We start from the raw sequence: 24478 nt of genomic DNA on the forward strand, positions 1-24478 counted from the left end.
CCGTGTATTGAGCGTCAGGATTGCGCCATAGGGAGCTGCTCATGAGCTACGAAATCATCGCCAATGTCGAAAACCCGTCCACGGCCCGTGTGCTGATGACCGCGCTGCGGGCGCACGGGTTTCATCCGCTCGAAAATGGCGAAGGCGGGTTGCCCGGTGTCGGCAATATCTTCGGCAAGGGGGGCGTTCCCGTGCAGGTTCCCGAAGAGGAAGCGGCCGATGCAACCCTGCTGGCGGCGGAGTTGTTGAAGGAAATGGTGGCCAGCGACACGTAAAAGCGCCACATTGATGCGCCTTACGTCAGTTGCGGCCAGGGCGGTTGAACGCAGTGTGGGCTTTGGCTATAAGCCAGCCGACCTGTTAACTTTTGTTAAGCCTTTGGGCAGGAGCGACCAATGTCGATTTGGATGCGCGGATCGTTTTCCGCTGCGGGAGTTGCAGCAATCGCGCTGTTGGTGGCGGGGTGTACCTCGACGGGATCAAACACAGCCAATCTCAATACGATTGGGGCACCACAGCAATTGCAGCCGGTGCAGAATTCTACGGTGCAACAGGGAACGCTGCCGGCAATCGGCGCGACCGGTACGGTTGCACCAGGCCTGTCTGGCCAGCCCGTGCTGGGCGGGGTTCAGGCCAATACCCAGGTTGCGGCCACAACGACCGGCACGCCATCGTCGATCGTGTCGCTTGATCCACTGGCCCGGCCCGTGTCCGGCGCCATGACCACGGGCCCTGAGGGCGTGTGGAATGTGGTTGCGGGCTCGCAGCAGTGCCGCCTCAACCTGCCCATGACCGCCAAGACCGGGACCAGCTATTTCCGCGCCTCGGCGCCGGGTTGTGCCATTCCGACCCTGGCTGGCGTTGCCGGTTGGCAGCAGGTGGGCAGCCAGCTGCAGCTTTATGATGAGAACGGCAATATCGCCGCGTTCCTGGCGCCAAGCGGTGGGCGCTATATCGGCACCATGGGCGGTGGCCAGGCCATCTCGATGGCCCGCTAAAAAAATTGGGAAGCCGGTCTGCAATGGCCGGCTTCTTTTGACCTCTAAGGTCCATTCTTCTCCTTGCTGTCCGCGGGCTTGACCCGGAGACCACTCTCAACGCATTGGATGCTGCAATTGACCCTCGGGTCGCGCCCGAGGGCAGCACAGTTTTTGCTATGTCATCCAGTTCTTCCCAAACATCCTCCGGCCCGGTCAACGCGGCCTATGCCGCGCTGGTAGCGCGCGGCGCCCTGACGGCGGACCCCGCCCAGCATGATGCCGCCGCACTGCTTGATGATGTGCTGGCTGGCCTCGAGGCGCAAAAGCCCAAGGGGCTCCTGGGCAAGCTGTTCGATGCCAACACTGGCCCGGTGCAGGGCCTTTACCTGCATGGAGAAGTGGGGCGCGGCAAAACCATGCTGATGGACCTGTTCTTCAACGCCGCGCCGATCGAGGGCAAGCGGCGGGTGCACTTCCACGAGTTCATGGACGAAATCCATGCCGGCATGTCGACCTTTCGCAAGAGCGCCAAGGGGCGCGATGCCGATCCGGTCGAGGCGGTGGTCAAACCGATTCTGAAGTCGGGGCTGAAGCTGCTGTGCCTTGATGAAATGCATGTGCACGACATCACCAATGCCATGCTGCTGTCGCGGCTGTTCGAAAAACTGTTCGCTGGCGGCGTGACGCTGGTGGCAACGTCCAATGTGGTGCCGGACGAGCTCTACAAGGATGGGCTGAACCGGCAATTATTCCTGCCCTTTATTGCGCTGCTCAAGGCGCATCTGAGGGTGGCATCGCTGCCCGCGGCGCAGGATTACCGGCGGATGAAATTTGCCGGGCAGCATGTCTATACCTTTGGCACGGGCGAAGCGGCGCGCGCGGAAATGGACAGGCTGTGGCTACGCATTACCGGGGGTGAACCCGGTGAGCCGGGCATTGTCGAAAGCACCGGGCGTTCCATTGCCGTGCCGCTGACAGCGTTGGGAGCGGCACGGTTCGGCTTTGCCGATCTGTGCGAGAAGCCATTGGGGTCGCGCGATTTCGTGCGCATCGCGCATCAGTTCGATTCGATCATCGTGGATGGCGTGCCGCAAATGGACCGGACCATGTCCAACGCCGCCAAGCGGTTCATCCTGCTGATCGACACGCTCTATGATCGCGGCGTCAAGCTGGGCGCCAGCTTTGCGGTGCCGCTCGAAGAGCTGGGCCACGATGACAAGACCGCGTTTGAATTTCAGCGGACCGTGTCACGGCTGATCGAGATGCAGTCCGAGGACTATCTCGGCCAGGGGCTGCGCGATGCCCCGCCTGCGGCAGACTAGGGCTTGCGCAGCGCTACCTTGCCCAACGGGCAGGGGGGCTTCACCCATCGGCAAGGGCGAAAGCGCTGTTTAGACGAAGGGTTCACTTGCCCCTCTGGGCCGCTAGGGTTAAACGTGCGCCAATTCAACGCAGTTTTGGGATGAGGACTTATGGCGCGTAAAAAGATCGCTCTTATCGGCTCAGGTCAGATCGGTGGCACGCTTGCCCATCTGGCTGCCCTCAAGGACCTTGGCGACATCGTTCTGTTTGATATCGTTGACGGTGTGCCGCAGGGCAAGGCGCTGGATCTGTCCCAGTCGGCTCCGGTTGAGGGCTATGATGCCGCGATCACCGGTACCTCTAAATATGAAGACCTCAAGGACTCCGATGTGGTGATCGTCACCGCCGGTGTGCCCCGCAAGCCCGGCATGAGCCGCGATGATCTGCTCGAAATCAACCTCAAGGTGATGGAGCAGGTTGGTGCAGGCATTGCCAAGTATGCGCCCAATGCCTTCGTGATCTGCATCACCAACCCGCTCGACGCGATGGTCTGGGCCCTGCAGAAGTTCTCTGGCCTGCCCACCAACAAGGTGATCGGCATGGCTGGCGTGTTGGACAGCTCGCGCTTTGTGCACTTCATCGCTGATGAGCTGGGCGTGTCGGTGCAGGACGTCAACGCCTTCGTGATGGGCGGTCATGGCGATACCATGGTGCCGCTGGCCCGCTACTCCACCGTTGCCGGCATCCCGCTCACTGACATCGTCAAGATGGGCTGGATGAGCAAGGAAAAGCTTGAAGAGATCATCCAGCGCACCCGTGATGGCGGTGCCGAGATCGTGGGCCTGCTCAAGACCGGTTCGGCGTTTTATGCGCCGGCCACCTCGGCGATCGCGATGGCCGAGAGCTATCTCAAGGACAAAAAGCGCGTGCTGCCCGCTGCCGTCTATCTGAACGGCGAATTCGGGGTCAAAGGCACCTATGTCGGCGTGCCGGTGGTGATCGGCGCAGGCGGTGCCGAGAAGGTCGTGGAGATCTCGCTCAATTCGGCTGAACAAAAAGCGTTCGACAAATCGGTCGGCGCGGTTGAAGGGCTGATCGAGGCCTGCAAGAAGATTGCGCCCAAGCTGGCGTAACCAAGATGGTGTCATCCCCGCGCAAGCGGGGATTTCCCGTTTGGGGGCACTGAGATGAGATTTCCGCACAAGCGGAAATGATGCGGTGGGGGCCAGGGGCCCCGTGACCACTAAGCGATTTACCCATCCAAGGGGACTTTGAATGAACATCCATGAACATCAGGCCAAAGAGCTGCTGAAGTCGTATGGCGCGCCGGTTGCGGCGGGCGTGGCGATCTTTTCGGCGGACGATGCTGCGGCCGCAGCGCAGTCGCTGCCAGGCCCGCTCTATGTGGTCAAGAGCCAGATCCACGCCGGTGGCCGTGGCAAGGGCAAGTTCAAGGAACTGGGTCCAGATGCCAAGGGCGGTGTGCGCCTGGCCAAGACCGTCGACGAGGTTGTTGCCTTCTCCAGGGAGATGCTGGGCAACACGCTGGTGACCAAGCAGACCGGCGATGCCGGCAAGCAGGTCAATCGCCTGTATATCGAAGACGGCGCTGACATTGCCCGCGAGCTGTACTGCTCGCTGCTGGTCAACCGCGAGAGCGGCCGCGTGTCGTTCGTGGTCTCGACCGAAGGCGGCATGGACATTGAGGCGGTTGCCGAGGCGACCCCTGAGAAGATCATCAGCATCGATATCGACCCGACCGCTGGCGTCACCGATGCCGACGTGGCCAAGATCGTCTCGGCGCTGGCGCTCGATGGCGATGCCAAGGCCGATGCGGCCAAGCTGTTCCCGATCCTCTACAAGGCCTTTGTCGACACCGACATGAGCATGCTCGAGGTCAACCCCCTCATCGTGATGGATGATGGTCACCTGCGCGTGCTCGACGCCAAGGTGAGCTTCGACAACAATGCCGCGTTCCGCCATGAAGAACTCAAGGCCCTGCGCGATCTGAGCGAAGAAGACGCCAAGGAAATCGAAGCGTCCAAGTATGATCTGGCCTATGTGGCGCTGGACGGCAATATTGGCTGCATGGTCAATGGCGCGGGTCTGGCCATGTCCACCATGGACATCATCAAGCTCTATGGTGCCGAGCCGGCAAACTTCCTGGACGTTGGTGGCGGTGCCACCAAGGAAAAGGTCACTGCTGCGTTCAAGATCATCACCGCCGATCCGGCTGTGAAGGGCATTCTGGTCAACATCTTTGGCGGCATCATGCGCTGCGACGTGATCGCCGAAGGCGTGATCGCTGCAGTCAAGGAAGTCGGCCTGGAAGTGCCGCTGGTGGTTCGTCTGGAAGGCACCAAGGTCAAGGAAGGCAAGGCGATCCTGGATCAGTCCGGCCTGAACGTGATCTCGGCAGATGACCTGGACGATGCCGCCCAGAAGATCGTCAAGGCGGTCCAGGGCTAGCGCGGTGCGCGCCGCTCTCACCATCATTGCCGTTGTGGCACTCTGCGCGACGCCTGTCGCCGCGCAGGGCAAAACCAAGACCAAGGCGTCAGCCGGCTTTGCGGTTCTGCAGATGTGTGAGCGTTTTGCCAGCGGCGATGTGCTGGCAGTACAGGCGGCGCAAGCCCAGGGCTGGGATGCCTATGAAGATGCGGGCGAAAGCCCGTTCGTAAAGTCGTACACCGCCGATAAGGCCGTGCCCGGCGTAGGTGAAGCCAGCCTGTTTGCCCTGATCGAAAGCTATCCCGAAAGCAGCTTTGGCTATTGCCGGGTTGATGTCGACCAGCCCGAAGGGGGCAATGAACTCGTCCAGGCGATTGCCGATCTGCCGCGCTATGCGGGTGAGACACGGGTGGTCGATGACGGGCTCTATGCCAGCCTGGTGGCCAGCGACAAGCCCAATTGGCTGCTGCTGTCGCATCGCAATGCGGACAGTTTCGTGATCCAGCTTTCCATCAATACGCCCAAGGCGGCGACTGAACAGTAATTCAACGGCGCTTTGCCCATGGCAGGCGGAATTCGGCGCCGAGCGCCCAACGACGAAAGAGAAGTAGATGTCCATTCTCGTCAACAAAGACACCAAGGTTCTCGTACAGGGCCTGACCGGCAAGACCGGTACGTTCCATACCGAACAGGCTCTGGCCTATTTCGGCACCCAGATGGTGGGTGGCACGCACCCCAAAAAGGGTGGCGAAGTTTGGACCAGCGGTCTGGATGCCGCGCGCACCCTGCCCATCTTCACCACGGTTGCTGAAGGCCGCGAAAAGACCGGTGCCAATGCATCGGTGATCTATGTGCCGCCTGCCGGCGCTGCTGCGGCCATCGAAGAAGCGATCGACGCTGAAATCGAGCTGATCGTATGCATCACCGAAGGCGTTCCCGTGCTCGACATGGTGCGGGTCAAGGCCAAGCTGGAAAAGTCCAAGTCGCGCCTGATCGGGCCAAACTGCCCCGGCGTGCTGACACCAGAAGAATGCAAGATCGGCATCATGCCCGGTTCGATCTTCTCGAAGGGCTCGGTGGGTATCGTGTCGCGTTCGGGCACACTGACCTATGAAGCTGTGTTCCAGACCACCAATGAAGGTCTGGGCCAGACCACTGCGGTGGGTATCGGTGGTGATCCGGTCAAGGGTACCGAATTCATCGACATGCTCGAAATGTTCCTGGCCGATGAAGCCACCAAGTCGATCGTGATGATCGGCGAAATCGGTGGTTCGGCTGAAGAAGATGCCGCCCAGTTCCTGATCGATGAAGCCAAGCGTGGCCGCAAAAAGCCAATGGCTGGCTTCATTGCGGGCCTGACTGCTCCTCCAGGCCGCACCATGGGTCATGCTGGTGCCGTAATTTCAGGCGGTAAGGGCGGTGCTGAAGACAAGATCGCGGCAATGGAGGCAGCGGGTATCCGCATGTCGAAGTCGCCAGCACGCATTGGCCGGACGCTTGCCGAAGTCCTCAAGGGCTAAGGCTTAGTCGAAAGTCGGTCGCGCTTCGGACACAGATCGGTGTTACCGATTGTGTGTGTTGGTGGCCGACAACACTGCAGTGTGAGCCGCGGCGCCTTCTGGGGCGCCGCAAGTCTTAACAGGATGCAAAGGAAAAGCGGTCAATAGTCCCAGAAGCAATGACCGCTCATTAAGCCGGGACTGTCCGGCGGTTCAGAAGGATGGCGGGGCGCGGGCCTCGGACATAAAGCGATGACACGACAGGAAAAGAACGACACGTTCTTGCTGACCTCGTTCCTCTATGGTGGGAACGCCGACTACATCGAGCAATTGTACTCCCGGTACAAAACCGATCCTTCGAGCGTCGATGAGACGTGGCAGAGCTTTTTTCAAAGCTCGATGATGGTGAGGGTGTCGCGCAAAAGAATGCCGACGGTCCAAGCTGGGGCCGCAAGGACTGGCCGCAAGCCGCCAATGGCGAGCTTGTCAGTGCGCTGGACGGTAACTGGGGCGAGATCGCCGTAAAGACCGAACAGGCCGTCAGCAAGAAGGCCGCAGCGCTGGGCGTTGCCAATTCCAGTGTCGACGATGTGTTGCAGGCCACGCGCGATTCGATCCGCGCGATCATGATGATCCGGGCCTATCGCATGCGCGGCCATCTGCATGCCGATCTTGATCCGCTCAAGATGAAGGCCGAAGAGCCAGCGCCCGAGCTTGATCCCAAGAGCTATGGCTTCACCGAGGCTGACTACAGCCGCAAGATTTTCATCGATAACTATTTGGGCCTGGAATACGCGACCATTCCAGAGATGCTGTCGATCCTCAGCCGGACCTATTGCGGGACGCTGGGCATCGAGTTCATGCATATCTCGGATCCCGAAGCCAAGCAGTGGATTCAGGAACGCATCGAAGGCCCTGACAAGGAAATTGCCTTCACTGCCGAGGGCAAGAAGGCGATCCTGAACAAGCTGATCGAATCTGAAGGGTTCGAGAAGTTCATCGACGTCAAATATACCGGCACCAAGCGGTTCGGTCTGGATGGCAGTGAAGCCACGATCCCGGCGCTTGAGCAGATCATCAAGCGCGGCGGTGCGCTGGGCATCAAGGACATCGTGCTGGGCATGGCTCACCGCGGTCGCCTGAACGTGCTGACCCAGGTGATGCAGAAGCCGCATCGCGCCCTGTTCCACGAATTCAAGGGCGGCGCTTTCTACCCCGACGATGTCGAGGGTTCGGGCGACGTGAAGTACCATCTGGGTGCCTCGTCGGATCGCGACTTTGACAACAACAAGGTCCATCTGTCGCTGACGGCAAATCCGAGCCATCTCGAGATCGTTGATCCCGTGGTGCTGGGCAAGTCGCGCGCCAAGCAGGATCAGCACATTGCCCCCAAGGGCAAGCTGGTCAACATCCCCACCGATGGCAAGCCAGACCGGTCCATGGTGCTGCCGCTGCTGATCCATGGTGATGCCGCTTTTGCCGGGCAGGGCGTGATCGCCGAATGTCTGGGGCTGAGTGGCCTGAAGGGCCACCGCACCGGCGGTTCGATCCACTTCGTGATCAACAACCAGATCGGCTTCACCACGAGCCCGATGTATTCGCGCTCGTCGCCCTATCCCACCGACGTCGCCAAGATGATCGAAGCGCCTGTACTGCATGTGAACGGGGATGACCCTGAAGCTGTGGTGTTTGCCGCCAAGGTGGCCGTGGAATATCGCCAGAAATTCGGCAAGCCTGTCGTGATCGACATGTTCTGCTATCGCCGGCATGGCCATAACGAGGGCGATGAGCCCAGCTTCACCCAGCCGCTGATGTATTCCAAGATCCGGGCGCACAAGACCACGCTCGAAATCTATTCGGAAAAGCTGGTCAGCGAAGGTCTGCTGACCGCCGCTGAAATCGATCAGCTCAAGGCAGACTGGCGCGCGACGCTGGAAAAGGAATTCGAGGCCGGCCAGGACTATCGTCCGAACAAGGCCGACTGGCTTGATGGGCAGTGGAAGGATTTCCGTCCTGCCGATCAGGAAGGTCCGCGTCGCGGCGAAACCGGTGTCGCCATTGATCGCCTGTCCAAGATCGGTACCGATCTGACGCGCATTCCCGAAGGCTTCAACGTCCACAAGACGGTCAAGCGCTTCATGGACAACCGCCTGTCGGCAATCGAGTCGGGCGAAGGCATTGACTGGGCAACCGCTGAATCCCTGGCCTTTGGCACGCTGGTGACCGAAGGTCATCCCGTGCGCCTGTCGGGTCAGGATGTGGAACGCGGCACGTTCAGCCAGCGCCACTCGGTGCTCAATGATCAGAAGGTCGACAACAAGACCTATACCCCGCTCAACAATCTGGACCCCGACCAGTGCCGCTACGAGGTCATCAACTCGATGCTCTCGGAAGAGGCCGTGCTGGGTTTTGAATATGGCTACTCGCTGGCCGAGCCACGTGCCCTGACCATCTGGGAAGCCCAGTTTGGTGACTTCGTGAACGGCGCGCAGGTGGTGATCGACCAGTTCATCTCCTCGGGTGAACGCAAGTGGTTCCGCATGAGCGGTCTGGTGATGCTGTTGCCCCATGGCTATGAGGGCCAGGGTCCAGAGCATTCCTCGGCCCGTCCCGAGCGCTTCCTGCAGCTGTGTGCGGAAGACAATATGCAGGTCGCCAACTGCACCACGCCCGCCAACTACTTCCATGCCCTGCGCCGTCAGGTGACCCGCGACTTCCGCAAGCCGCTGATCCTGATGACGCCCAAGAGCCTGCTGCGCCACAAGCGTGCGACGTCGGGGCTGGCGGAAATGGGTCCGGATTCGGTGTTCCATCGCCTGCTCTGGGACGATGCTGAAGCGCCCGGCGCGCCCAAGACCACTACCAAGCTGACCAGCGACGACAAGATCCGTCGCGTCGTGCTGTGCACCGGCAAGGTCTATTACGATCTGCTCGAAGAGCGCGAGAAGAAGGGCATCGACAATGTCTATCTGCTGCGCATCGAACAGCTTTATCCGTTCCCGGCCAAGGCGCTGCTGGACGAATTGAACCGGTTCCAGAACGCCGAAGTGATCTGGTGCCAGGAAGAACCCAAAAATATGGGTGCCTGGGCGTTCATTCAGCCTTATGTTGAATGGGTGTTTGACCAGATGGGCCGGACGGGCCAGCGCGTGCGCTATACCGGTCGCCCTGCATCCGCTTCCACAGCGACGGGCCTGATGCGCACGCATCTGGCACAGTTGCAAGCCTTCCTCGACGAAGCCTTCGCTCAATAAAAGGACTACACATGTCGACTGAAATCCGCGTACCGACGCTGGGCGAAAGCGTCACCGAAGCCACTATCGGGCAGTGGTTCAAGCAGGTTGGCGACACTGTCGCTGCCGATGAGCCGCTCGTCGAGCTCGAGACCGACAAGGTCACCATCGAAGTGCCAGCACCTGCCGCTGGCGTGCTCGAAGCCATTGCGGCCAATCCCGGCGACACTGTCGAAATCAATGCCCTGCTTGGTGCCATTGGCGGCGCCGGTGCCGCTGCTGCGCCCAAGGCGACTGCCGAGCCGATCAAGGCTGAAGCACCAGCAGCTGCAGCGCCTGCGCCAGCTGCCGCAGCGCCAGCCGCGCAGGCCACCAGCATGGCCCCTTCGCCTTCGGCCCAGAAAATGGCTGCCGAAAAGGGCGTGGACACCGATGACGTTGCCGGTTCGGGCAAGCGTGGTCAGGTGCTCAAGGAAGACGTGTTGTCGGCCATGAGCAAGATTGCTGCGGCGCCGGCCGAGGCCAAACCTGCTGAAGCCAAGCCAGCCGAAGCCAAGGCACCTGCTGGGGCCAAGGCCCCGGCATCGGGCGTTCAGGGCGATCGCGAAGAGCGCGTGAAGATGACGCGTCTGCGTCAGACCATTGCCCGCCGCCTCAAGGATGCGCAGAACACGGCTGCCATGCTGACCACCTTTAACGAGGTGGACATGGCGCCAGTGATGAACCTGCGCACACAGTACAAAGAGCTGTTCGAGAAGAAGCATGGCGTCAAGCTTGGCTTCATGGGCTTTTTCACCAAGGCCGTGGTGCACGCGCTCAAGGAAATCCCCGCCGTCAATGCCGAGATCGATGGCGATGAGCTGATCTACAAGCAGTACGCCAATATCGGCGTTGCCGTGGGTACCGATAAGGGCCTTGTGGTTCCTGTGGTGCGCGATGCGGACCAGATGTCGATCGCCGATATCGAAAAGGCCATCAACGGTCTGGGCAAGAAGGCGCGCGATGGTCAGCTGTCGATGGCCGACATGCAGGGCGGCACCTTCACCATCTCCAATGGTGGCGTTTATGGCTCGCTGATGAGCACGCCAATCCTCAATGCCCCACAGTCTGGTATTCTGGGGATGCACAAGATCCAGGAGCGGCCGGTGGTCGTGAATGGCGAGATCGTGATCCGTCCGATGATGTATCTGGCCCTGAGCTATGATCACCGGATCGTGGACGGCAAGGAAGCGGTGACGTTCCTGGTGCGGGTCAAGGAAAGCCTTGAATCGCCAGAGCGTCTGGTGCTCGACCTTTAGTTCGCCGCATTGCGGTGCGAATTGCAGGGGTCCGCTTCGGCGGGCCCCTTTTTGTTAGCGTAATCGTGATGCGCGTGCGGCTCGATGCTAACAGTGTGTTAACGTCTGACGGGCAGATGACGCGATGTGTTGTCATGCCAAATGTTGAGAGTAGACCGCCTTTTGCGTCCACTGATCCGAACCGCCGTCTGCTGGCTTGTCGCCCTTGTCCCCGCCTACGCCCAGGATGCTGCAGACCCCGAACTGGTCGGCGAGCTGATGGCGTTTCACGGCTCCAAGACCATTGTGTCGGTGATGAGCACCCATTGCTACGAGACCACGGGGCTCGACGAGGCCTATCACGAGGCCAGCGAGAACTGGTATCTGCGCAATATCGGCTTTCTTGATCTGGCCAACCGGGTTGCGGAACGACTGGGTGGCGGCACGCCCGCAGAGATTGCGGCGGCCGAGACCTATGGCGGCACCCAGATCATGAGCGCCTATAATCAGGCCGAGAACAAGGACAGTTTTTGTCGGGCGTTTCTCGATCAGGTCAATTCCGGCGCGCTTGATATCGACGAAAGCCTGCCGGTCGCGCTTAAGAAGGCGCAAGAAGTCGCTGCGCAATAGGCGCATAATGGCGGTTTGCGTCGCGGGCAGACTCCGGTAAACAGAGATTCATCGCCGCGGCGGGCGTGTCACTGTTATTGGTGTCCCCATGGACTTCCCCTGGCTCGAATTTATCGGCCTCATGCTGGCCTTTGGCATCAATGCGGTCATTCCGGGCGCCGATTTTGCCATGGTGCTGCGCCAATCAATTGCCCATGACCGGCGCGCGGCGCTGTTTACCTCAGCGGGTATCGCGGCATCCATTCTGGTCCATGGCAGCTATACGCTGCTGGGCGTGGGGGTGATCGTGGGCCAGTCGCTGATGCTGTTCAACATCCTGAAGTGGCTGGGCGCTGCCTATCTGGTGTATCTGGCGATCTCTGCCTTGCGCAGTCCACCACCACAGCCGCCTGCCGCTGCCGATCTGGGCGTGGCGCGGCGCGGCGATTTTTCGGCCTTCGCATTGGGTTTTCTGACCAATCTGCTCAATCCCAAGGCCGTCCTGTTCTTCCTGGCGCTGTTCACCAGTCTGGTGTCGGCGCATACGGGCGGCGATATCAAGGTGTTCTACGTGGCCTGCATGAGCATCATGCTTTTTGCCTGGTTCGCTTTGGTCTCGATATTCTTTACGACAGCGTCGGTACGACAGAGCTTTTTCCGCTTTGGCAGGTGGTTTAATCGCGTCACCGGCATTACCTTTATCCTGCTGGCGGTGCGTGTCGCACTGGCGCAGCAACACTAACCAGTTTCGGGGCTTCCAATGGCAGACGTTTTCGACCTCACCATCATCGGCTCGGGTCCGGGCGGCTATGTCGCAGCGATCCGCGCGGCGCAGCTTGGTCTGAAGGTTGCAGTGGTTGAGAAATGGGCCACCCATGGCGGCACCTGTCTCAATATCGGCTGTATCCCGTCCAAGGCGCTGCTGCACGCTTCGGAGCTGTTTGAAGAAGCCGGCCACGGCTTCAAGGCGCTGGGCATTGATATCCCCGCGCCCGTGCTGAACCTGCCGCAGATGATGACGCACAAGACCGAGACGGTTGCGGCCAATGTCGGCGGCGTCGATTATCTGTTCAAGAAGAACAAGATCACCACCTTCCAGGGCATCGGCACGATTGCCGCCCCGGGCAAGGTGCGGGTCACGCCGCAGAATGGCGCGACGACCGAAATCGAGACAAAGAATATCGTGATCGCCTCGGGTTCGGTTTCGGCCAATCTGCCGGGCATTGAGGTCGATGAAAAAAAGATCGTGACCTCGACCGGCGCGCTGAACCTGGACAAGGTGCCTGGCAAGCTGGTGGTGATCGGTGCTGGTGTGATCGGGCTCGAACTGGGTTCGGTCTGGGCGCGCCTGGGCAGCCAGGTGACGGTTGTCGAATATCTTGATCGCATCCTACCCGGCATGGACAGCGAAGTGGCCCGCCAGTTCCAGCGGATGCTGCAAAAGCAGGGCATGGAATTCAAGCTGTCGAGCAAGGTTTCGGGCGTCGACAAGCAGGACGATGGCTCGCTCAAGGTCAAGGTTGAGCCCGCCAAGGGTGGCGCCGCCGAGAGCCTGGACGCCGATGTGGTGCTCGTGGCCATTGGCCGCAAGCCATACACCGAAGGTCTGGGGCTCGACATTGTGGGCGTTGGTCTGGACGAGCGCGGTCGGGTCCGCGTCGATGGCCATTACAAGACTTCGGTTGATGGCATCTACGCCATTGGCGACGTAATTGCCGGTCCCATGCTGGCGCACAAGGCTGAAGACGAAGGCATTGCGGTGGCTGAAATTCTGGCCGGGCAGGCCGGGCACGTGAATTACGCCGCCATCCCGTCAGTGGTCTACACCAATCCTGAAGTGGCCAGCGTTGGCAAGACCGAGGATGAACTCAAGGCCGAGGGCATTGAGTACAAGATCGGCAAATTCCCGTTCACCGCCAACGGACGCGCCAAGGCGATGCTGGCCACCCAGGGCTTTGTCAAAATCCTGGCCGATGTGAATACAGACCGCGTTCTGGGCGCCCATATCGTGGGCAAGAATGCCGGCGAAATGATCCACGAACTGGTGGTTCTGATGGAATTTTCCGGCGCTGCAGAAGATCTTGCCCGTTCCACCCACGCGCATCCGACGCTGTCGGAAGCGGTGCGCGAGGCGGCCTTGTCGCTTGGCGATGGCGCGATCCACATCTGATCACTGGACAAATGGTCTGATCATGAACATGGCCCCGCCGGGATTTTCCCAGCGGGGCCAATTGTTTGATAGGGGCTTTCAGCCCTAGCAGATGTTTGTGCGAAATTCATCATACAACATACAAGCGTTTGTATGTTGACTAGCCAGTTGTACTTCCATACCAGTTTGAAGACCAAGGCCCGGAGAGTCCAGACGGGACGCGCCGGCTTTGTGTCGCGGAGCGTAAGCTTCGCACTGAATAGCGACACCGATCGCGATGGGCACGGAGGACGCGCCCGACCGGTGTCATCAGACAAACTGGGAGGACTACATGTTTCATCTGTCTAAATTGGCAGCGACCGCGCTTGTTGCTGCATCCTTGATGGTTTCGACCGCCAGCGCCCAGACGGTGCTGCGCTCGTCGGATACCCATCCTGATGGCTATCCAACCGTTGAAGCGGTCAAGTATTTTGGCGAGAAGCTCAGCGAGCTGACCGATGGTCGCTATGCTGTTGAAGTGTTCCACTCCGCTCAGTTGGGCGAAGAAAAGGACACCATCGAACAGACGCAGTTCGGTGTAATCGACCTGAACCGTATCTCGATCGGTGCGTTCGGCACGCAGGTGCCCGCTGCAACCGTGACGCAGCTGCCTTATATCTTCCGTTCGGCTGACCACTTCCACGCCGTGCTCGATGGCCCGATCGGTGATGAAATCCTGGCCGCGTTTGACGCTGTGGATCTCAAGGCCCTGGCCTATTACGACGGCGGCGCCCGCTCGTTCTACAATAGCGGCAAGCCCATCAACTCGCCTGCCGATCTTGAAGGCATGAAGCTGCGCGTGATGGGTTCGGACATCTTCGTTGACATGGTTGCGGCCCTGGGCGGCAACGCCACGCCAATGCCCTATGGCGAAGTGTATTCGGGCATTCAGACGGGCGTTATCGACGGCGCTGAAAACAACTATCCCAGCTATGATACCGCTGGTCACTCTGAAGTTGCCAAGTACTACTCGCTGGACGAACACCTGATGGTGCCAGAAGTGCTGGTGATGTCCAAGATGGTCTGGGATGGCCTGTCGGCCGAAGATCAGGCTGCCGTAATGGAAGCGGCCAAGGCGTCGGTCGGCAAGCAGCGCGAGCTGTGGGCTGCCAAGGAAGTTGAATCCAAGGCCATCGTTGAAGCTGGCGGCGCCATCATCAACGAAGTCGACAAGGCGCCCTTCATCGCTGCGATGGACTCGGTCTACGAAAAGCATGTGACCGATCCTGCCCTGCAGGACCTGGTGGCACGCATCAAGGCAACCGAATAGCAAATCTGTCGGGCTGGCGCTTTGGCGCCGGTCCGATCTGTCTGTGTCTAGCCTTGGGAGGCTCTCTTGAAAGTCTGGCTGCTGTCCGTTAGCCGCGTGCTTGGACGCATATCGACCCTGGCGTTATGGCTTGCCGGTATTGGCCTTGTCGCCATGACCGCCGTGGTGGCCTTCCAGGTCTATATGCGCTTTGTCGTCAACTCGTCCCCGGCATGGACCGAGGGTGGCGCTATCATGATCATGAGTTGGTTCATCTTTCTTGGGGCCGCTGTGGGCGTGCGCGAGAAGTTCCACATGGGCTTTGACGTGCTGCTCTATGTGCTGCCTGACAGCGCCTTGCCCTGGCTGCGCGGTATCAGCGATGTGTTCATCTTCATTTTTGCGGCTGGCATGGTGGTCTACGGTTCGGAGCTGGCGATCCGTTTCTGGTCCACGACCATTCCCGTGCTGGGCCTGCCTACCTCCTTCACCTATTTCCCGATCATCGTATCGGGCGGGCTGATGTGCCTGTTCATCATTGAGCGCATGGCGTTGCGTTTGTCGGGCGAGCCCGTGGATACCGCCAGCCCGAACGAAATCACCGAGGTCTGACGGTTTCATGGAATATTTCATCCTGTTTGGCGTGTTCCTCACGCTGATGATCATCGGTACCCCGATTGCCTTCTGCCTGGGTATATCGAGCTTTGCGACCGTGGCTTATCTGGGCCTGCCACCTGTAGTGGTGTTCCAGCGGCTCAATTCGGGCGTCTCGCTGTTCACGCTGATGGCGATCCCATTCTTCATTTTCGCGGGCGATCTGATGATGCGCGGCGGCATTGCCTCGCGGATCATCGCCTTTGCCGGGTCGCTGATCGGGCATGTGCGTGGCGGTCTGGGCCAGGTCAACATTCTGGCCTCGACGCTGTTTGGCGGCATTTCCGGTTCCGCTGTTGCTGAAGCGGCTGCTGTGGGTGGCATCATGGTGCCGCAGATGAAGGCGCGCGGTTATGGCGCCGATTATGCGGTGAACGTGACCTCGATGGCCGCGCTGATCGCGCTGCTGCTGCCGCCCAGCCACAACATGATCATCTATTCAATCTCGGGCGGTGGCCGCATTTCGATTGCCGACCTGTTCACCGCCGGCGTCATTCCGGGCCTACTGCTGGCCGTTGCGCTGATGATCACGGCCTATGTGGTTGCCCGCAAGCGCGGCTATCCGACCGAGCCATTCCCCGGCTTTTCCAAGGTAGGGCAGTATCTGGTTGTGGCGGTGCCCGGCCTGATGCTGATTGCCATCATCTTTGGCGGCGTGCGTTCGGGCATTTTCACGGCGACGGAAAGCTCGTGCATTGCCGTGCTCTATGCGCTGCTGGTGACGCTGCTGGTCTACCGCTCGATGAGCTGGAGCGAGTTCGTCCATTCCACGCTCGGTGCGGTCAAGACCACCGCGATGGTGTTGTTCATCATCGGCTCGGCCGCCGCCTTTGGCTGGTTGATGGCCTATCTCAAGATCGCGACCATCATGATTGATTTCATGGGTAGCATTTCGGACGATCCGCTGGTGATCCTGCTGTTGGTCAACGTGCTGCTGCTGGTGCTGGGCACCTTCATGGACATGGGACCGCTGATCATCATTACCACGCCGATCTTCCTGCCGGTGGTATCCTCATTTGGTGTTGATCCCGTGCATTTCGGGGTGATCATGGTGCTCAATCTGGGTATTGGCTTGAACACACCGCCATTGGGGCCGGTGCAATTCGTGGCCGCGGCCGTGGGCAAGATATCGATCTGGGAGGCCATGCGTTCGATCTGGCCGTTCTACGGCGCCGGTATCGTGGTGCTGGGTCTGGTGACCTATATCCCCGCCCTGTCACTCTGGCTGCCGGCCCTGTTCAGGGGGAACTGATGAGCCTGAATGATGAAATGCTGGCGCAGGGCAGGAAACCCAAACTGGCCGATCTGGTCATTGGGACCCTGCGCAAGCGGATCAGCGAGGGCGAGTATGAGGCGGGCGGCAAACTGCCCACCGAAAGCCAGATGACCTCGATTTTCGGGGTCAGCCGGACGGTTGTGCGCGAAGCCATTGCGGCGCTGGCGGCGGATGGTCTGGTGCAGTCGCGCCAGGGCGCCGGGGTGTTCGTGATGGCCAATGCGGCCAGTGCTTTTTCGGCTATCGGCGCGGAAAGCTCGAACAAGATCTCGGTAGCGCTCAATGTGCTTGAAGTGCGCATGGGTATCGAGATCGAGTCTGCAGGGCTTGCTGCCCTGCGGCGCAGCTCAAGCCAGGACGCGGCAATACAGGAAGCCTGGAACGAGTTCGAACGGCAATTGAAGCTGGGAACGCCCACCGGCAAGACGGACTTTGCGTTCCACAGGGCGATTGCAGCGGCGACCAACAACCCGTTTTACATCGAAGTGCTAGACGGTCTGGGTGGCCGGACCATTCCCTGCGACGTGGCATCGCCATGGGGAACCGAGAGTGTTTTGACGATTGAATATCAAAAGGGATTGCAGCGGGAACATCTCGCTATTCTCAAGGCCATCTCGGCGCAGGACGCCGAGGGGGCACGCGAAGCGATGCGGCAACATCTCTGGCTGAGCCAAGAGCGCTATCGCCAGCGGTTGCGTGAACAATAGACAGGAAGCAGGACAAGACATGAGCACCGATTTCGATATCCGTTTCGCCATTGACCCGGTGAGTGCGAGCACAATGAACACCGAGGAACTGCGCGAAAATTTCCTGATCGATGATCTGTTCAGCCTGGGCAATGTGAACTGGACCTACACCCATTACGACCGCATGGCCGTGGGTAGCGCGATGCCTGGTGGCAGCGCGCTGCAGCTTGAGGTGATCAAGCCAACCGGCACGGCCAATTTCCTGGATCGGCGCGAGATGATTGCCGCCAATATCGGTGGCGCGGGCAGTATCACGGTTGATGGAGTCGAGCACGCTGTTGGCACCAAGGACATGCTCTATGTCGGCATGGGCAACAAGGATGTGCGCTTTGCCTCCAATAGTGCGGATGCGCCGGCCAAGTTCTATCTGGTGAGTGCGCCAGCCCATGTCAGCCACCCCACCAAGCTGATCCGTCAGGGCGATGCCAAGCGCATTGATCTGGGCAGCAAGGAAGCGGCCAATGAGCGGAGTATTTTCCAGTTCGTGAATGCCGACAGCGTCAAGACCTGCCAATTGGTGGTGGGACTGACCAGCTTTGCACCGGGCTCGGTGTGGAACACCATGCCGGCCCATGTTCATGACCGCCGCATGGAAGCTTATCTGTATTTCGAACTCGATCCCGATGCTGTCGTGGTCCACCTGATGGGTGAACCCGACGAGACGCGGCATCTAATGGTGCGCAATGAGCAGGCGATCATTTCGCCGCCATGGTCGATCCATTCGGGTGCCGGTACCGGTTCATACACCTTCATCTGGGCGATGGCTGGCGACAATATCGACTACACCGATGTCGAGAAGGTCGGGATGGACGAACTGCTGTGATCGATCTTTCTGCATTCAGTCTTGAGGGCAAGACCGTGATGGTGACCGGTGCCAATACTGGCATCGGACAAGGCATTGCGGTCAGCATTGGCCGGGCCGGGGGGCGGGTGATCGGCGTCGGTCGTTCGAGCATGGACGAGACCGCAGCGCTGTTGACCGAGATTGGCGCCGCGTTTGTCGGCGTCAAGGCAGACCTGGGCTCGACGCAGGCGGCCCAGGCGATGTTTGACGCGGTCTGGGCGGAGCATGGTCCGATCGACGGGCTGGTCAATAATGCCGGGATCATCAAGCGGGCCGATGCGGTGGATTTCACCGAAGCGGACTGGGACGAGGTGATGGACATCAATCTCAAGTCGATGTTCTTCCTGTGCCAGTCGCTGGGCAAGAAGGCGCTTAAGGCTGGCCGTGGTGCACAGATCGTCAATATTTCGTCGATGTTGAGCTTTCAGGGGGGCATTCGGGTCGCCAGCTATACCGCTTCAAAGAGCGGTGTGCTGGGGATAACCCGACTGCTGGCCAATGAGTGGGCGGCCAAGGGCATCAACGTGAACTCGATTGCTCCGGGCTATATCGAAACCAATAATACCGAGGCCTTGCGGGCTGATCCGGACCGGTCTGCTTCCATTCTCGGACGCATTCCTGTGGGGCGTTGGGGCGTACCTTCCGACATTGGCGATGCGGCAGTGTTCCTGCTGTCGCGTGCTTCCAACTATATGCACGGCGCCGTCATCCCGGTGGATGGCGGCTGGCTGGCGAGGTAATTTGATGAGTGAACAGCAGTTTTTTGCACAGCCCGAAACGAGCGAATGGATTGAACTGGCCCCGGGAAATCGGCGCCGCGTGCTGATCCATACGCCGGAGCTGATGCAGGTGGAATTCGGCTTCGACAAGGGTGGCATTGGCGCGCCGCATAGTCATCCGCATATTCAGGTGAGCTATGTTGCCGAGGGCACTTTTGAGGTGACCATTGACGGCAAGACGGAGACGGTGGGCATGGGTGGCAGCTTTATCGTGCCAACCGGACTGGTGCACAGCGTGGTGGCGCTGGAAGCCGGACGGCTGGTGGATGTATTCACCCCGATGCGGCAGGATTTCGTCTAGCCTGAGTGGCTGCGCTTTCGGGCGCCGTCATTGCGATGCGCCCAGTTCGGCCAGCATGGCGGCATAGGCGCTGCTGTGATCGATATTCCGGTTCGACTCGCCGGGCTTGGTCAATGTTCCGCGGCGTGGCGGGATATAGCTATAGATGCGCCGTTCAGGTTGTTCGCGCCATTGCAGGTTGAAGGCGGCATAGCGCGGAAAGAACTGCATGTCGTGATAGGGCAGGTGGTCGTGGATCCACCATGCCATCGCTTCCCAGTCGCCGGTGCGCTCGTAATAAGGCACGAAGCGATTGATGATGATGCAGGCGGTGGCGCCCATATGGCCAGCGGCGTCGCGCCGGTCCCAGATGTGGCCGGCATAGTTGGCTTCGTTGCGGCTGCAATTGAGTTTGTTGGCGTTGCCGAACTGATTGAGGGCGCAGGAGCGGTAGGACGAGCGGATCGAGATGCGGCCAAAGCGGGCCTGTAGCGGTTCAAGCAGGTTCTGACACAGAGCGGTGCCGGCAGCGATGGCAAGGTCGGGATCGTCGGGAATATTGGGAATGGCGTGGATGGCGGCGATTTCCGAATAAAGAAAATCGCGCAGGTAGAAGCTCTCCGACAGGCGGACGCGGCCGAGATCTTCGAGACCCTTGACGCTTTGCGGTTGTCGCATGATGAGCTCCGGCTCTGGACGCGGGCATGGTGATCTATACCTTAGCGCCTGCGAACCCGGTTTTTACCGTAAGGACACAGATGCTCATCGTCATTTTCTATATCGCCATTACCGTTGAAGCGATGACCGCCGCGCTGGCTGCCGGGCGCCGCCAGATGGACTGGTTTGGCGTGTGTGTGCTGGCTTGCGTGACAGCGCTGGGGGGCGGGTCGGCGCGCGATATCATTTTGGGGCATTACCCCCTGACCTGGGTGGGTAATCCGTGGCTGCTGGTACTGGCCTGCGGGGCGGCCCTGTTCACCATCGGCATCGCGCGGGTGGTGCATCGGCTGCGCTGGCCGTTCCTGTTGCTCGATGCGCTGGGGCTGGTGGTGTTTTCGATCATTGGCTGCAATGTGGCACTGGAGATGGGACAGCACCCGGTGATCGTGATTGTGGCGGGCATGCTGACCGGCATTGTCGGCGGCATTCTGCGCGACGTGTTGTGCAATGACATCCCGCTGGTGTTCAGCGGCGAGCTCTACGCCACCGTGTCGGCGCTGACCGGGATCATCTATTTCGGTGGGCTGATGCTGAAATTGCCGCAGGATCTGGTGATCATTGGCGCCATGACAGTCGGGTTCGGGCTGCGCGTCACCGCCATCGTGTTCAAGTGGGAAATGCCCCGATTCGTCTATGACAAGGATTTGCGATGAGACTGTCGCAGGTCCAAGCCGGGGCTCATTTCGGGTGACTGGCAAATAAGACTTTTCCGCCCTGCCGCCTTGTGGCAAGGCACTACCATACAAGTATATGGAGCATTCTCGTGCGACAGACGTGGCGTTGGTTCGGGCCCAAAGATCTTTGCAGCATTGATGACATCACCCAGGTGGGCGCCGAAGGCGTGGTCAGCGCGCTGCACCATGTGCCCAACGGGGTGGTCTGGACGCCCGAAGAGATTGCCAAGCGACACAGCGAGATCGCCACGCGCAAGGATGGCACCGCCTCGGGGCTGACCTGGGATGTGGTGGAAAGCCTGCCGGTATCGGAAGATATTAAAAAGCAGAAGAATGACTGGCGCGGTCACATTGAGAACTACAAGGTCTCGATGCAGAACCTGGCGGCGAGCGGCGTCGAGGTGATCTGCTACAATTTCATGCCCGTGTTGGACTGGACGCGGACTGATCTGCGCTGGAACGTGCCCAATGGCGGGTCGTGCATGCGGTTCGACATCAACGACTTTGCGGCATTCGACATTCATATCCTGGAGCGCGACGGCGCTGGGGCCGACTATACCAATGCCATTGCCGATGAGGCCGGGCGGCGTGCTGCAGCACTGGACGAGGCGGGCAAGAAGCAATTGGCGCGCAATGTGACCATGGGGCTGCCGGGCTCGACGGAATCGATGTCGCTGGAAGATGTGCGGGCGCATCTGGCGGAATATGCAGGGATCAGCCGGGAGCGACTGCAGGCCAATTTTGTCGACTTCCTCGAAGCTGTGGTGCCGATGGCCGAGGATCTGGGGCTGCGGCTGTGCTGCCATCCCGATGATCCACCGTTCTCGCTGCTGGGTCTGCCCCGTGTGATGTCAACCGAGGCCGATTACAGCTACATCATGGATGCGGTCGAAAGCCCCGCCAACGGCATGACGCTGTGTTCGGGCTCGCTGGGCGCGCGGCCAGACAATGATCTGCCCGGCATGATGGAGCGGCTCGGCGACAAGGTGCATTTCCTGCACCTGCGCAACGTCAAGCGCGACAATTCCGATGTGGTTGGCTCGTTCTTCGAGGCTGAGCATCTGGGTGGGGACACCGATATGGTGGCGCTGATCGCCGCGGTGGTACGCGAGGAGGCCCGTCGCAAGGCTGCTGGCCGCAGGGACCATTCCATTCCCATGCGGCCCGATCACGGTCAGGACATTCTGGACGATCTGGGGCGTCGCTCGCAGCCTGGCTATCCCACGATTGGCCGGATGAAGGGGTTGGCCGAGTTGCGCGGTGTCATGAAGGCATTGGAATACCAACTGGCGGCCAGCTAAACACAAGCTTTCCCGCTTAGTTTCAGGTTCCGAACCAAACTTTACGACTTCTCAAAGGGTTCAGCGCACTCTGTAGTGATCTGTGGCGCGAGGCGCATTGTGATTACTACGGTATTTCAGGGGCTGGTGAACTGGTTCATCCCCCAACACATGGCGGACGATCTGCACACGCGCAAGCGCGTGCAGATGTTCATCATCAGCCATATATTCGGACCGATCATCGCGACGCCGATCCCGCTCTTCCTGTGGAGCGCTGATCCGCAGCCATGGCCGCATGTGCTGGTCCTGGCGCTGTCGATCTATGGTTTCTGGCCGTTTCTGGCGCTGGTGAAGCTGTTTCCGCGCGCTTACACGCCGCTGGCCATGGCCTCGGTGCTGAACCTGTCATTCGCCATTCTGTGGGGCACCTACAATTACGGCGGCACCAGCTCACCGTTCCTGGTGTGGTTCGTGCTGACGCCGCTGCTGGCGTTCATGTATCTGGGATCGACCTGGACGGCGCGCATATTCGTTCTGGCGCAGATCACGCTGGGTCTGGCGTCCCTGTACGGCTTCTATCTGTTTGGCGATTTCCCCGAGCACATCCCGGTCAATGACATGGTGGTGGCGGGTCTGCTATCGGCGCTGGGCGCCAACATCTATGTGTTCATGATGGCGGCCTATTACTCGAGCGTGGTGGATAGCCAGTCCGAGTTGATCAAGGAAATTGACCGTCACCAGTACACCCTCAAGGCGCTGACCAGCGCCAAGGACGATGCCGAGCGCGCCAATGGCGCCAAATCCGACTTCCTGGCCAAGATGAGCCACGAGCTGCGGACCCCGCTCAACGCGGTGCTGGGCTATTCGGAAATCCTGCTCGAAGATGCCGAACTGGACGGGCGTGGCGAACAAATCGCGGATTTGCAGAAAATCAGCGCCGCCGGCAAGCACTTGCTGGCCATGGTCAATGACATTCTCGATATCTCCAAGATCGAAGCAGGCAAGATGGCCCTGCATATCGAGACGGTTGATCTGGGCAAGCTGATCGATGAGGTGGAGGCCACAGGACGCCCGCTGGCAGCCAAGAATACCAACAGCTTTGTGGTGGAGCGTGGCAAGGATCTGGGCATGATGCGGGCCGACGCAACCAAGCTGCGTCAGGCCATTTTCAACCTGCTCTCGAATGCCGCCAAGTTCACCCAGAACGGCACTATTACGCTGTCGGCCAAGCGCACAGGGGACTGGGTCGATATTGCAGTGATCGACACCGGTATCGGCATATCGCGCGAACAGCAGCAGGCACTGTTCTCCAATTTCAGTCAGGCCAGTTCCAAGATTGCCGCGGTCTATGGCGGCACCGGGCTGGGGCTGTCGCTGAGCCAGAACCTGTGCCGACTGATGGGGGGCAGATCGAGATCGAAAGTGAACTCGGTGCGGGCAGCCGCTTCACCATTCACCTTCCCGCCCAGGTCGACCAGACCATGCCCTTGCCCACCGAGATGCCGATCGTGCCGCTGACAACGCGGGCTGACGATGACTTCCTCAACGACGCCGAGGACGATGCTGTCAAGCGCAAGGTCGGTCATGCCGGCATGAACGGGCACTCCAACGACCATGACAAGCGCGAGCGCGTGCTGGTGGTCGACGATGACCGCAATTTCCTGGAACTGGCCGAGCGACTGTTTATCCGTGAGAATTACACGCCGATCTGCTCGGATGCGCCCCAATCGGCGCTGCAGATTGCGCGAACCGTCAAGCCTTCGGCGATTTTTCTCGACATTCTGATGCCTGGGTTTGATGGTTGGGACGTACTGGCGGCTCTGAAGTCCGACCCGGTCACGGCCGATATTCCAGTGTTCATGATTTCCATTCTGGCCGAGCGCAGCAAAGCACTGGCGGCCGGAGCGGACGGTATTGTGATGAAGCCGTTTGATGCGGCGAAGGTGAAGGCAGCGCTGGCCGCGCTCCGATCAACGCGTGGCCGGAACAGAGCTGCCAATGTATAGGATGGATAGCTAAGATGGCCCTGGTGCTCATCGTTGAAGACAACCCCGTCAATCGGGATGTACTGGGTCGCCGCCTTGAGCGACGCGGTTTTTCCATTCGCTTTGCCGAGGATGGCCCCAGTGGGATCGATGCGGCCAAGTCGCTGATGCCCGACGTGATCCTGATGGATATCGGGCTGGGTGAAATGGATGGCTGCGAAGCCACCAGGCGCATCCGCGCTGACCCAGAGACTGCGGCGCTGCCCATTATCGCCCTGACTGCCAGTGCGTTTGAATCCGATCGCGCCAAGGCGCTGGCTGCCGGATGTATTGACTTTGATACCAAGCCGGTGGATTTGCCGCGCCTTCTGGGCAAGATGGCCGCCGTGCTGGGGCCAAAGATGCCGGCTGCGGCAATGGTCTAGCGCCACTGCCCACTTGCAGACGGTGAC

At 60.0% G+C, this 24478-nt stretch carries 24 protein-coding genes and 1 pseudogene; 24 read left to right on the plus strand and 1 reads right to left on the minus strand.

Going from position 1 to position 24478, the window contains the following annotated elements:
• The first annotated feature begins 41 nt into the window (after window positions 1-41).
• The 19 genes and pseudogenes from AC0L37_RS03000 (at window position 42) to AC0L37_RS03090 (ending at window position 19388) form a co-directional block, all read left to right on the plus strand.
• On the plus strand, window positions 42-275 hold the full coding sequence (locus AC0L37_RS03000) for a hypothetical protein (RefSeq protein WP_212656971.1): 234 nt from the start codon (window positions 42-44) through the stop codon (window positions 273-275).
• A gap of 120 nt (window positions 276-395) precedes the next feature.
• Window positions 396-998, plus strand: coding sequence for an AprI/Inh family metalloprotease inhibitor (locus tag AC0L37_RS03005; RefSeq protein ID WP_269370362.1), 603 nt, complete (start codon window positions 396-398; stop codon window positions 996-998).
• A gap of 158 nt (window positions 999-1156) precedes the next feature.
• On the plus strand, window positions 1157-2302 hold the full coding sequence (gene zapE, locus AC0L37_RS03010; RefSeq protein WP_282222042.1) for a cell division protein ZapE: 1146 nt from the start codon (window positions 1157-1159) through the stop codon (window positions 2300-2302).
• Between the two features lie 150 nt (window positions 2303-2452).
• Complete coding sequence (mdh, locus tag AC0L37_RS03015) at window positions 2453-3415, plus strand: malate dehydrogenase (RefSeq protein WP_212656974.1); 963 nt, start codon at window positions 2453-2455, stop codon at window positions 3413-3415.
• A 142-nt stretch (window positions 3416-3557) separates the two neighbouring features.
• Window positions 3558-4751 (plus strand): ADP-forming succinate--CoA ligase subunit beta, encoded by a 1194-nt coding sequence (gene sucC / locus AC0L37_RS03020; RefSeq protein WP_212656975.1) that lies wholly within the window; start codon window positions 3558-3560, stop codon window positions 4749-4751.
• 4 nt (window positions 4752-4755) lie between these two features.
• Window positions 4756-5277 carry a hypothetical protein gene (locus AC0L37_RS03025; protein WP_282222041.1) on the plus strand — a complete coding sequence of 174 codons (522 nt, stop codon included), beginning with the start codon at window positions 4756-4758 and terminating at the stop codon, window positions 5275-5277.
• Window positions 5278-5344: 67 nt separating this feature from the next.
• Window positions 5345-6253: a succinate--CoA ligase subunit alpha gene (gene sucD, locus AC0L37_RS03030; protein ID WP_212656977.1), complete on the plus strand. Its 909-nt coding sequence runs from the start codon at window positions 5345-5347 to the stop codon at window positions 6251-6253.
• Window positions 6254-6484: 231 nt separating this feature from the next.
• Window positions 6485-9486 (plus strand): annotated as a pseudogene (locus tag AC0L37_RS03035) (2-oxoglutarate dehydrogenase E1 component).
• Between the two features lie 11 nt (window positions 9487-9497).
• On the plus strand, window positions 9498-10763 hold the full coding sequence (gene odhB / locus AC0L37_RS03040) for a 2-oxoglutarate dehydrogenase complex dihydrolipoyllysine-residue succinyltransferase (RefSeq protein WP_282222040.1): 1266 nt from the start codon (window positions 9498-9500) through the stop codon (window positions 10761-10763).
• A 162-nt stretch (window positions 10764-10925) separates the two neighbouring features.
• Window positions 10926-11372, plus strand: coding sequence for a hypothetical protein (locus AC0L37_RS03045; protein ID WP_212656980.1), 447 nt, complete (start codon window positions 10926-10928; stop codon window positions 11370-11372).
• An 88-nt stretch (window positions 11373-11460) separates the two neighbouring features.
• Window positions 11461-12093 (plus strand): LysE family transporter, encoded by a 633-nt coding sequence (locus tag AC0L37_RS03050; RefSeq protein ID WP_269370373.1) that lies wholly within the window; start codon window positions 11461-11463, stop codon window positions 12091-12093.
• Window positions 12094-12111: 18 nt separating this feature from the next.
• Window positions 12112-13521 (plus strand): dihydrolipoyl dehydrogenase, encoded by a 1410-nt coding sequence (lpdA, locus tag AC0L37_RS03055; protein ID WP_212656982.1) that lies wholly within the window; start codon window positions 12112-12114, stop codon window positions 13519-13521.
• A gap of 310 nt (window positions 13522-13831) precedes the next feature.
• Complete coding sequence (locus AC0L37_RS03060) at window positions 13832-14809, plus strand: TRAP transporter substrate-binding protein (protein ID WP_212656983.1); 978 nt, start codon at window positions 13832-13834, stop codon at window positions 14807-14809.
• A 66-nt stretch (window positions 14810-14875) separates the two neighbouring features.
• On the plus strand, window positions 14876-15400 hold the full coding sequence (locus AC0L37_RS03065; protein WP_249327549.1) for a TRAP transporter small permease: 525 nt from the start codon (window positions 14876-14878) through the stop codon (window positions 15398-15400).
• 7 nt (window positions 15401-15407) lie between these two features.
• Complete coding sequence (locus AC0L37_RS03070; RefSeq protein WP_212656984.1) at window positions 15408-16694, plus strand: TRAP transporter large permease; 1287 nt, start codon at window positions 15408-15410, stop codon at window positions 16692-16694.
• Entirely contained in the window at window positions 16694-17425 is a 732-nt protein-coding gene (locus AC0L37_RS03075) for a FadR/GntR family transcriptional regulator (RefSeq protein ID WP_212656985.1), read from the plus strand. The genes AC0L37_RS03070 and AC0L37_RS03075 overlap by 1 nt, the downstream gene beginning before the upstream one ends.
• A 19-nt stretch (window positions 17426-17444) precedes the next feature.
• On the plus strand, window positions 17445-18287 hold the full coding sequence (gene kduI / locus AC0L37_RS03080; protein ID WP_212656987.1) for a 5-dehydro-4-deoxy-D-glucuronate isomerase: 843 nt from the start codon (window positions 17445-17447) through the stop codon (window positions 18285-18287).
• A 38-nt stretch (window positions 18288-18325) separates the two neighbouring features.
• Entirely contained in the window at window positions 18326-19048 is a 723-nt protein-coding gene (gene kduD / locus AC0L37_RS03085) for a 2-dehydro-3-deoxy-D-gluconate 5-dehydrogenase KduD (protein WP_473315314.1), read from the plus strand.
• 4 nt (window positions 19049-19052) lie between these two features.
• Complete coding sequence (locus AC0L37_RS03090) at window positions 19053-19388, plus strand: cupin domain-containing protein (RefSeq protein ID WP_282222039.1); 336 nt, start codon at window positions 19053-19055, stop codon at window positions 19386-19388.
• A 27-nt stretch (window positions 19389-19415) separates the two neighbouring features.
• Here the strand turns inward: AC0L37_RS03090 and AC0L37_RS03095 are convergent, their stop codons facing one another.
• Window positions 19416-20045 (minus strand): hypothetical protein, encoded by a 630-nt coding sequence (locus AC0L37_RS03095; protein ID WP_282222038.1) that lies wholly within the window; start codon window positions 20043-20045, stop codon window positions 19416-19418.
• Between the two features lie 80 nt (window positions 20046-20125).
• Between AC0L37_RS03095 and AC0L37_RS03100 the strand changes: the two genes are divergently transcribed.
• The 5 genes from AC0L37_RS03100 (at window position 20126) to AC0L37_RS03120 (ending at window position 24451) form a co-directional block, all read left to right on the plus strand.
• Window positions 20126-20740 carry a trimeric intracellular cation channel family protein gene (locus tag AC0L37_RS03100; protein ID WP_282222037.1) on the plus strand — a complete coding sequence of 205 codons (615 nt, stop codon included), beginning with the start codon at window positions 20126-20128 and terminating at the stop codon, window positions 20738-20740.
• Window positions 20741-20850: 110 nt separating this feature from the next.
• Window positions 20851-22062 (plus strand): mannonate dehydratase, encoded by a 1212-nt coding sequence (uxuA, locus tag AC0L37_RS03105; protein WP_282222036.1) that lies wholly within the window; start codon window positions 20851-20853, stop codon window positions 22060-22062.
• Window positions 22063-22161: 99 nt separating this feature from the next.
• On the plus strand, window positions 22162-23559 hold the full coding sequence (locus AC0L37_RS03110; protein ID WP_282222035.1) for an ATP-binding protein: 1398 nt from the start codon (window positions 22162-22164) through the stop codon (window positions 23557-23559).
• On the plus strand, window positions 23523-24047 hold the full coding sequence (locus tag AC0L37_RS03115) for a response regulator (RefSeq protein WP_282222034.1): 525 nt from the start codon (window positions 23523-23525) through the stop codon (window positions 24045-24047). Before AC0L37_RS03110 ends, AC0L37_RS03115 begins: the two co-directional genes overlap by 37 nt.
• Before the next feature lie 14 nt (window positions 24048-24061).
• On the plus strand, window positions 24062-24451 hold the full coding sequence (locus AC0L37_RS03120) for a response regulator (protein ID WP_212656995.1): 390 nt from the start codon (window positions 24062-24064) through the stop codon (window positions 24449-24451).
• The last annotated feature ends 27 nt before the right edge of the window (window positions 24452-24478 follow it).

Source organism: Devosia sp. J2-20 (assembly GCF_055808475.1).